We start from the raw sequence: 9566 nt of genomic DNA, 5'->3' as shown, positions 1-9566 counted from the left end.
AAGACCGTTCTGCAACAGAGCAGAACGGTCTTTTTTTATGGTGTTTAGTAAATGTGTACGTCCACGCTTGTAAAAAAAGCGTATGTAAACCGGTTTTATTTTCTAAAAAAACGGTTTTTTTCACTTATTCCGTTTGACAAACCAGCGAAGCCCTCATAGTATTAGACACAGGGCGTGTACCTACACGCTTTTAATACAGGGAACGGCTGTTTTCCGTTCATTTCCTAAGGAGGAGTAACATATGAAGAAACTGATGTCGGCGCTTGTCGCGCTCGGTCTCGCCGCTTCGCTTTTCGCAGGCGGTACAGCAGAAGCTGGAAAGAAGACCGTCGGTACTGTCGGTATTTCGATGCCCACAAAATCATCAGCTCGCTGGATCGCAGACGGCGGAAACATGAAAGCGGAGTTTGAAAAACTCGGATTCAAGGTCGATCTTCAATACGCTGAAGACGTTGTTGAAAACCAGATTTCCCAGATTGAGAACATGATCACCAAAGGCGTGAACATTCTGGTTATAGCCGCGATCGACGGCGAATCCATGACCAAGGTTCTGGAAAAAGCAAACGAAAACAAGGTTCCGGTAATCGCGTACGACCGCCTTATCCGGAAATCACCCTTCGTCAGCTACTACGTAACCTTCGACAACTTCAAGGTCGGCGTACAGCAGGCGTCCACCCTCGAAGCCGCTCTTAATCTCAAGACCGCTAAGGGCCCCTTCTACATCGAACTGTTCGGCGGATCTCCCGACGACAATAACGCCTACTTCTTCTATAACGGCGCAATGTCCGTCCTCGATCCCTACATCAAGGCAGGAAAAGTCGTTGTCGGATCGGGACAGACCGGCATGGACAAGGTTTCCACCCTTCGCTGGGACGGCGCAACCGCCCAGGCCCGCATGGACAACCTTCTTTCCGCATTCTACACCAACCGCAAGATCGACGCTGTTCTCTCCCCCTACGACGGAATCAGCCTCGGAATCCTTTCCTCCCTCAAGGGCGTAGGCTACGGAAAGGGATCAACTCCCATGCCGTTCGTTTCCGGACAGGACGCTGAGCTTCCCTCAGTCAAATCCATCCTCGCCGGCGAGCAGTATTCCACGATTTTCAAGGATACCCGCGCTCTCGCAAAACAGGCTGTCCAGATGGCTGTCGCCCTTCTTGAAGGAAAACCCGCGCAGGTTAACGACACCAAGACCTACGATAACGGCGTAAAGGTTGTTCCTTCGTATCTGCTCGAGTCCACCATCGTAACCAAAGACAACGTTACCGCAGCTCTCATCGACAGCGGCTACTACACAGCCGATCAAATCAAGTAATAACATTTTGTCCAGGGACGGCGTAACCGCCGTCCGGAAACTGTAAGGAGCCGCGCAACCGGCGTCGATCGACGCCGGTTGGACGGCTCCGAATAGTCCGGCGGTTTCGGCGTCGAAGCATCAGAGGGGGAAACGCATGTCGGATATTTTGCTCGAGATGAAAAACATAACCAAGGAATTTCCCGGGGTTATGGCTCTCGACTCCGTGAGTCTGCAGGTTAAGAAAGCGGAAATTCATGCCCTTGTCGGAGAAAACGGCGCGGGCAAATCGACCCTGATGAACGTCTTGAGCGGGATTTATCCGCACGGGACGTATACCGGGGAAATTTTCATGGACGGCAAGCTCTGCGAGTTCCGCGACATAAAGCAGAGCGAGAAGGCCGGAATCGTAATCATTCATCAGGAGCTCGCGCTGAGCCCGTATTTATCGATCGCGGAAAACATTTTCATAGGAAACGAAAAGGCGAAAGCCTTGGTTATAGACTGGGATAAAACCCGCGAAGAAGCCCTCAAGCTGATGAAAAAACTCGGCCTCGAGGAGAATCCCAACACGCCGGTGAACCATCTCGGAGTGGGAAAGCAGCAGATCGTGGAAATCGCGAAGGCTCTCGCCAAGGACGTTAAGCTCCTTATTCTCGACGAGCCGACGGCGGCGCTGAACGAAAAGGACAGCGAGAATCTTCTTCAGCTGCTCCTGGAACTTAAAAAGCATGGAATATCGTCCGTTCTTATTTCGCACAAACTCAACGAAATAGCGAAAGTCTCGGACACAATAACAATAATTCGCGACGGCAAGGCGATAGAAACCCTGGACGTCGGCGATACCCCCATTTCCGAAGACCGGATCATCAGGGGCATGGTCGGCCGCGAAATCACCGACCGCTTCCCGAAACGGAAAAGCGAGATCGGCGACGTCGTATTCGAAGTGAAAAACTGGAACGCGTGGCACCCTGAAGACGCCGAGCGGAAGATGATCGACGGCGTCAATATCAACGTCAGGGCGGGCGAGGTAATCGGCCTTGTCGGACTCATGGGCGCGGGACGCACTGAGCTCGCGATGAGTCTGTTCGGAAAATATTACGGCAAGAACATAAGCGGACAGACCTTCATCGACGGAAAAGAAGTGCACATGAACTCGATTCCCTCGGCCATCGAACACGGGCTCGCCTATGTTACCGAAGACCGCAAGCAGTACGGCCTGGTTTTGATCGACGACGTGCGGCGGAACACGACCCTCGCGAAGCTGTCGAAAATCTCCAGGCATTCCGTCATCGACGAACACGAAGAAATCGTACATGCGGAGAAATTCAAGAAAGCGCTCAGCATCAAGACTCCTTCGATTCTTCAGCTGACGAACAACCTCTCCGGCGGTAACCAGCAGAAGGTAGTTCTTTCGAAGTGGATCTTCACTGATCCCCGCATTCTCATTCTGGACGAACCGACGCGCGGCATCGACGTCGGAGCCAAGTACGAGATCTACACCATCATCAACATGCTCGCGGCCCAGGGAATGGCCTGCATTCTGATATCGAGCGAAATGCCCGAGGTTATCGGAATGAGCGACCGCTTGTATGTAATGAGCGAAGGAAAGATAACCGCGGAACTGGACGGCAAGACCGCCACCCAGGAAGAAATAATGCGAAACATAATCCAGCGTTAAGGGGCACCCCATGAATACCGTTTTTACGATTGCAAAGAAAAACATCCGCCAGTACGGAATGCTTTTGGCCCTCGCGGCCGCGATGATCTTTTTCCAGGTTCTGACCGACGGGGTTCTCCTCAGGCCGGTTAATCTGACGAACTTGATTCTGCAGAACTCCTATATTCTGATTCTGGCGATCGGAATGCTGTTGTGCATCCTTACCGGAAACATCGACCTTTCGGTAGGATCGGTCGTCGCCTTCGTGGGAGCAATCTCGGCAACTCTGATGGTGGACAAGGGCATTCCCGCTATTCCCGCCATGCTGCTCGCCCTCGTTGTCGGCGGCTTGATAGGAGCATGGCAGGGCTACTGGATCGCCTATATCAAGATCCCAGCCTTCATCGTCACTCTCGCGGGCATGCTTATTTTCCGCGGAATGGCCCTGGTCGTTCTTCAGGGACAGTCGAAGGGACCCTTCCCCGAGCTTTTCCAGAGCCTGTCGTCCGGCTTCATGGGCGATCCCTTCGGAAGCGACAAAAACTATATGACCATTCTGGTCGGAGTGGCGGCGGCGCTCGTCATCGTGTTCAACGAGATTCATAAGACGAGAAAGCAGAAGAAGTTCGGTTTCGAAGGACTTCCTGTGTGGGCGGTAGCGGTCAAGACGGCCTTTCTTATCGCGGTGGTCATGGCCTTCGCCCTGGTGTTCGCTTCGTACAAGGGCATCCCGAACATCATGATTCTGCTGTTCGTCCTCATAATGATTTATAACTTCCTTACTACAAAGACCATTCCCGGCCGACATATATACGCGTTGGGCGGAAACGCGAAGGCCGCGAAGCTTTCCGGAATCAAGACCGAGCAGGTGATGTTCTGGATCTACACGAACATGGGCGTCATCTCCGCTCTTGCCGGCATGGTGTTCGCCGCCCGGCTCAACGTCGCGACGCCGAAGGCCGGACAGAACTTCGAGCTCGACGCCATCGCCGCCTGCTACGTCGGTGGCGCCTCGACCACCGGAGGAATCGGAACCGTTCTCGGCGCCATCGTCGGAGGACTTTTCATGGGCGTGCTCAACAACGGCATGTCGATCATGGGCATCGGAATCGACTGGCAGCAGGCGATCAAGGGCTTCGTTCTCCTCGGCGCCGTCGCCTTCGATCTTGCCTCGAAAGCTAAAAACCGCTAATACTTTCCGCGCTCGAATAAATAAGATAATGACGCCCCGAATTCCGGAAGACGGTTTTCGGGGCGTTCATAAATGGAGAATGAGATGTCTGAATTGCGTTACAACCCTCTGCTGGGCACCTGGACCATGGTCGCCTCCCATCGGCAGAACCGGCCCCAGATGCCGAAGAACTGGTGCCCCTTTTGTCCGGGATCGGGGAAGGTTCCCGACCGCTACGACGTACACAAGTACAATAACGATTTTCCCGCGTTGAGCGACAACCCTCCTGAGCCTGATCCGGTCGGTTCTGATTTCTATCGCGCCGTGCCCTCGAAGGGAGCCTGCGAGGTAATCCTGTATTCCCCGGAGCATACAAAAACGCTCCACGAGCTCCCCGTTGCCCATATCCGGAAGCTGGTCGATCTGTGGACCGAGCGCTGCGTCGAGCTGGCGAAAACTCCTGCGAACAAATACGTCATGCCCTTCGAAAACAAGGGCGAAGAAATCGGCGTTACCATGCCGCATCCGCACGGGCAGATTTACGCGTATTCCTGGATACCGCAGAAGGTGCAGGTCGAGCTCGACAACGCTCGCAAGCACCATGAGGAACACGGCGGATGCCTTCTGTGCAAGATGAACGAGGAAGAGAAGAAATTCGGCGAACGCATCGTGTACGAAAACGAATCCTTCTACGCCTATATTCCGTTCTTTACCGATTATCCGTACGGAGTATTCATCACCGCGAAGAATCACCGCAACTATCTTTCGGATTTGACGGACGGCGAAAAGACAGACCTTGCCGAAATCCTCAAAATCGTTACCGGAGCCTTCGATCATATTTTCGATCGGCCCTTCCCCTACATGATGGTTCTCCATCAGAATCCCGTAAACAGCCCCGAGTACGACGACGTAAAGGATTCATTCCACTTTCACATCGAGTTTTATACTCCCCTGCGCGGAAAGAATTTGATCAAGTACTACGCCTCCTCCGAATCCGGCGCGTGGGCCGCGGCGAACGTCGCGGCGGTAGAACGCACCGCCGCGGAGACCCGCCGGGCCAAGCTCGCCTATCTCGCAGACTGCGGGGATCCGGCTCTTTCGCGCGATCTCCTGAAAAAAGAATTGCTCGCCGAGTTCGCGCGTGCGTACGGCGGAGACCTCGCGGAAGTTTCCGTGTTCGCGTCTCCCGCGCGGATCAACATTATCGGCGAACACATCGATTACAACGGCGGTAAAGTCTTCCCCGCCGCGATAAACAAGTATCTCTACATCATGATTCGCCGCCGCAAGGATTCGAAAATCGTGTACGACGACCTCCGCTTCCCGGGCAGGATGGAATTCGACCTTTCCGCAGGCCTTTCCTACGCGAAGGAGAACGACTACGCGAACTACCTTAACGGCATACTCAAGATTATGCAGGACGAGGGCTATCGCTTCGACTCGGGCTTCGAGGTGCTCATGTTCAGCACCATCCCCGCCGGCGGAGGCGTATCGTCCTCTGCCGCCCTCGAGATCGGCTTCGGCTACGCGGTGAGCGAACTCTACGGCTTCGGAATCGACCGGGTCACGCTTGCCAAGATGGGCCAGCGCTCCGAGCACGAGTTCATGAACGTCAAATGCGGAATCATGGACCAGTTCGCCGTCGCGATGGGCAAGGAAGGCTACGCGGTGGAACTTGACTGCAATACGCTCGAGTACCGCTACGTGCCGCTGGAGCTCGGCGATTACCGCATCGTGGTCATGAACACCAACAAGAAAAGGCAGCTCGCCGATTCGAAATACAACGAGAGGCTCGGCGAGTGCATGACCGCACTTTCCATACTGAAAGCGCACGCGAACATCGAGGCTCTCTGCGATCTGGACTCGGCGGAGTTCGAAAAGCTCGCTTCGGTTCTGATCGATCCGATCATCCGCAAACGAGCAAAGCACTGTGTGTATGAAAACGAGCGGGTTCTGGACGCGGTGAAAGCCCTCGAACGGGGCGATCTCGCAGAGCTCGGAAAGCTGCTCGGCCAATCCCATGAATCGCTCCGCGACGACTACGAGGTCACCGGCCTGGAATTGGACACCCTGTACGAAGAGGCTGTCCAGGCGGACGGCTGCATCGGCGCCCGAATGACCGGGGCGGGCTTCGGCGGATGCGCGATCGCGATCGTGCACAAGGACTCGGTAAAAGGCTTCGCGTTGCAGGTCGGCGCCGCGTATAAAAACCGGACCGGCCTGGAAGCGGGCTTCTTCTCCTGCGAAAGCGGAAACGGAACCTTCAGGATATAGCGGTTCGCTCGCGCCTGTCCAAGACTGCTCGCGACGTCCTGAAACCGTTCGCGTGCGGCATCCGGAGTGTTTAAAATGGAAAAGGGCGGCCTGAGCAATTCCAGGCCGCCCTTTTTTTATCGATTCGTGTAATGCGCGGTTAATCCTGAGTTCCGGCCGGATCAGCCGCTTCTGTCGTGAAATGCGACACATGTTCGTTAAGGTTTTCGCTGATCGCTCCGACTGCCTTCGCGTGGCTGCCGACCTCTACGAAGGTGTTCCGGATATACACGACTTCGTTGCCGATGGTTCCGCTCGCGGCCGCGACTTCTTCCGACGATCCTTGAACGGCCTGGATCGCGCCGGAGACGAGGGCCGTCTGGCGGTTTATCGCCTCGGTATTGTCCGTTATCGTCGTCGTGTAGGAGTTGAGCTCGACCATCGCTTCCATGATCTGCGTTCCGCCCTGCTTGAGCTCCCTGAGTCCGTTCAGCACTTCGTCGAAACTGTTGCTTACCTTGCGGATCTCCTTCTGAACTTCCTGGAACGATTCAGACGAATTTCTGCTGGCGGCGTCCGCGTCCGTGATGTTTCCGATGACGTCCGCGAGATTTTTCGAGATGATCTTGGAGTTCTCCGCCGACGCCTCCGCGAGAGTCCTGATTTCGTCCGCGACTACCGAGAATCCCTTGCCGAAATCACCGGCATGGGCGGCTTCTATCGCCGCGTTCATCGCCAAAAGATTGGTCTGGGTCGCGATGCCGCTTATGAGGTTCGCCATGTCCTGAATGGTAGTCACGCTTTCATTGATTCGGGAAATGATCTCGCCGGTTTCCAGAAGACGCTGTTCGCCCACTCCCGCGATTTCCACGAGTTTTTCGGATCCGTCCTTGTTCTTCTCCATTATGGAAGAAAGAGACACGATCGACGAGGCCATCTGGGTAATGGAAGCGGTGGATTCTTCGACCATCGCCGCCTGCGAGTGGATCATGCCGGATACGGCTTCCAGGTCCCTGACGATCTCTCCCATTGCGGTATTTGCGCGTTCTACGTTTTCGTTGAGAGAGATCGATACGTTTTCTACCCGGTTGGATTCATCGTCCAGGCGGGAGAGCGCCTGGGTCGAATTGCCGACCGCTTCTTCCAGCTTGGTTTTGCTTCTCATCGCCTTGGTCGCGGTTTCCTGGATGGCGTTCATCGAGGCCGTGATGCTGCGCCGCATTTCTTCCATCAGCGATCCGAGCTCCCTGATTTCGTCCGCGCCGGGTATCTCGATTTTTCTGGTGAGATCTCCTGAACTGATGAGCCGCGTCGACGCTTCAAGGCGCTGGATGCGGATCGATATGCGCCTTGCTATGCGCGCCGCGACGATGAATCCGGCAATGCCGAGGATGAGCGCAACCAGGGCCGACGAAATGAGCGAATTCCGCCTGATCGTCTGAATCGCGCCCTGTATAATCTCGTATTCTTCGTCGATTATATCTATGCTCGTCTTGCAGGATTGGTTCATCACCACAATCGCCGAGGCAAAGTCCTTCGCCGCGGAAAGATAGTCTTCATATCCGGGCTTTCGCGCGAAATAGGGGAGTATGGTGTAGTCCGCGAGCTTGAGGCTGGTTCGGAATCCGCCGGTCTCTGTCCCCTTGGAAAGAAATTCCTCGGTCGCTGAAAGAAGACTTGCCCTGCGTTTCTGGATGTTCTCGTTCATGCGCGCGATCTGCGATAAGGCTTCCCGAACGGATTCCTGCTGAGACGGAAGGTATGTAATACGGGCAAGCGCTTCGAAGGACTGATTCGTTTTTTCCGTCACCGCTTCGTAATCCGCGATCGCGTTCAAAGCGGGCGTAAAGGTGAACGCGTGGAGAAAGCTCGTTTCCTGGAACAATTGATACCGCAATTCCTCCAGAAGCCTGAACTCTCTTTCTATTTTCGATTTATTCGATTCGGTGGTAAAGAAAACTCCGACTGAAAGGAGAAACACTCCGGTTATGCTTGCAATGATTCCGAGCAGTTGTGACCGTATCTTCATCCAGAACTCCTTTGTCTGTATATAATTGTAACACTGTTACAGCCATACGACAAGGAAAGTTGACAGGATGAGTCCGCAGAGGCTCGCCGGATATAACGCCGGCGCTCCCGCTGGAACATCAGGACTCCTGCGGGAACGCCGGCCGCGGCGACCGTTGAAGCGCCGGCGCGGCTGCTGGAACCTCAGGACTCCGGCGGGTACGCCGCCCTCTGCGTCCGCTGGAACCGCGGCGCGCCTGGGATGCTACTTCAGCGGCACCCAGTATTCCGCCCAATAGTCGGGCGAGGCAGAGTCCGGATGCGTACCGTAGTATTCGATTTCATGCGTTCCCGCGTGCTCTCGCCCCGAGGCCGGAAACCACTCGGAGTAGATGCGTTTGATCGTTTCCTGAAAGTTGGGGTGCAGCGGCCCGCGCGAGGTGAACTTCGCCCAGGTCGATGCCGGCACGAGGATGTCGACGCAGCCTTCCGGGAGGAGCGTGAGGTCTTCCGGAGTTTCTATCGCGATCGCGTAGGAAAATTCCCCGGTTTTCATATCGTGGTCATAGCAGACTCCGACGACTCCGAGGCTCTCCTGCTTGCTCGCCTTCCACAGCCGGTCGCAGACATCCGTTTTCATGACCTCTTCCCAGAAGAGCGGGATTTCCTTGAAGTTGCTTCCGTCGAGGCTGTTGAAGCGGCGGCTGAGGCCGGTCATCCTGATTTCGCCCGTCTGTTCGATTCGGTATTCCATTGCTTTGTCTCCTTTCAGAGCGATAGTGAAAGCGAGCGGAGGGTAGATGTGCAGCCGGGCGCCGTTCTGGCGGGCTTCGCTGGGAAGACACCCGAACTCTTTCTTGAAGGCTCTGGCGAAGGCGTCCGGCGAATCCCATCCGTAGTTGAGGGACACGTCCAACACCTTTTCCGACCCGCCTGAAAGATCGAGCGCCGCCGCGGAAAGCCTGCGCCGCCTGAGGTATTCTGCTGGGCTGATTCCCGCGATCACCTCGAACATGCGCATAAAGTGGAAGGGCGAACAGTTGGCTCTCTGCCCGGCCTCGGCAGGATCCCAATCCGCGGTCAAACACCCTTCCAGATACTCTATCGCGCGCAGCATGCGCGTCTGCCAATCCATCCCGTGCTCCTTTCGTGTTGCTCTTGATTAAGGTATATATTGAAAT

At 55.3% G+C, this 9566-nt stretch carries 6 protein-coding genes and 1 pseudogene; 5 read left to right on the top strand and 2 right to left on the bottom strand.

Translation table 11 applies throughout. The features are described from left to right. The first annotated feature begins 241 nt into the window (after positions 1-241). The 5 genes and pseudogenes from chvE (at position 242) to K7J14_RS16415 (ending at position 6399) form a co-directional block, all read left to right on the top strand. Positions 242-1315, top strand: coding sequence for a multiple monosaccharide ABC transporter substrate-binding protein (gene chvE, locus K7J14_RS14295; RefSeq protein WP_230757838.1), 1074 nt, complete (start codon positions 242-244; stop codon positions 1313-1315). A 136-nt stretch (positions 1316-1451) separates the two neighbouring features. Further along, positions 1452-2975, top strand: coding sequence for a multiple monosaccharide ABC transporter ATP-binding protein (mmsA, locus tag K7J14_RS14290; protein ID WP_230757827.1), 1524 nt, complete (start codon positions 1452-1454; stop codon positions 2973-2975). A gap of 10 nt (positions 2976-2985) precedes the next feature. Beyond that, positions 2986-4146, top strand: a complete 1161-nt coding sequence (gene mmsB / locus K7J14_RS14285) for a multiple monosaccharide ABC transporter permease (protein WP_230757825.1) — start codon at positions 2986-2988, stop codon at positions 4144-4146. A 72-nt stretch (positions 4147-4218) separates the two neighbouring features. Continuing rightward, positions 4219-5082, top strand: a pseudogene (gene galT / locus K7J14_RS16420) (galactose-1-phosphate uridylyltransferase); the annotation flags it as partial. 153 nt (positions 5083-5235) lie between these two features. Next, entirely contained in the window at positions 5236-6399 is a 1164-nt protein-coding gene (locus K7J14_RS16415; protein WP_408033999.1) for a galactokinase, read from the top strand. A 139-nt stretch (positions 6400-6538) separates the two neighbouring features. Here K7J14_RS16415 and K7J14_RS14275 read toward each other — a convergent pair whose 3' ends face one another. Together K7J14_RS14275 and K7J14_RS14270 are read right to left on the bottom strand one after the other, a co-directional pair. Next, positions 6539-8407 carry a methyl-accepting chemotaxis protein gene (locus tag K7J14_RS14275; protein WP_230757819.1) on the bottom strand — a complete coding sequence of 623 codons (1869 nt, stop codon included), beginning with the start codon at positions 8405-8407 and terminating at the stop codon, positions 6539-6541. 243 nt (positions 8408-8650) lie between these two features. Further along, a complete protein-coding gene (locus K7J14_RS14270; protein WP_230757817.1) occupies positions 8651-9520 on the bottom strand; it encodes an AraC family transcriptional regulator in 870 nt (289 codons plus the stop codon). Positions 9521-9566 lie beyond the last annotated feature (46 nt).

Source organism: Teretinema zuelzerae, from assembly GCF_021021555.1.
GTDB classification, from domain to species: Bacteria; Spirochaetota; Spirochaetia; order Treponematales; family Treponemataceae; genus Teretinema; species Teretinema zuelzerae.
Note: the sequence above shows the minus strand (reverse complement) of the source record. Positions and strands in the feature narration are given on the sequence as shown.

Excerpts from the sequence above, each read along its gene's own strand:
- chvE (WP_230757838.1), top strand. The coding sequence starts at position 242 with ATGAAGAAACTGATGTCGGCGCTTGTCGCGCTCGGTCTCGCCGCTTCG.
- mmsA (WP_230757827.1), top strand. The coding sequence starts at position 1,452 with ATGTCGGATATTTTGCTCGAGATGAAAAACATAACCAAGGAATTTCCC.
- mmsB (WP_230757825.1), top strand. The coding sequence starts at position 2,986 with ATGAATACCGTTTTTACGATTGCAAAGAAAAACATCCGCCAGTACGGA.
- K7J14_RS14275 (WP_230757819.1), bottom strand. The coding sequence starts at position 8,407 with ATGAAGATACGGTCACAACTGCTCGGAATCATTGCAAGCATAACCGGA.
- K7J14_RS14270 (WP_230757817.1), bottom strand. The coding sequence starts at position 9,520 with ATGGATTGGCAGACGCGCATGCTGCGCGCGATAGAGTATCTGGAAGGG.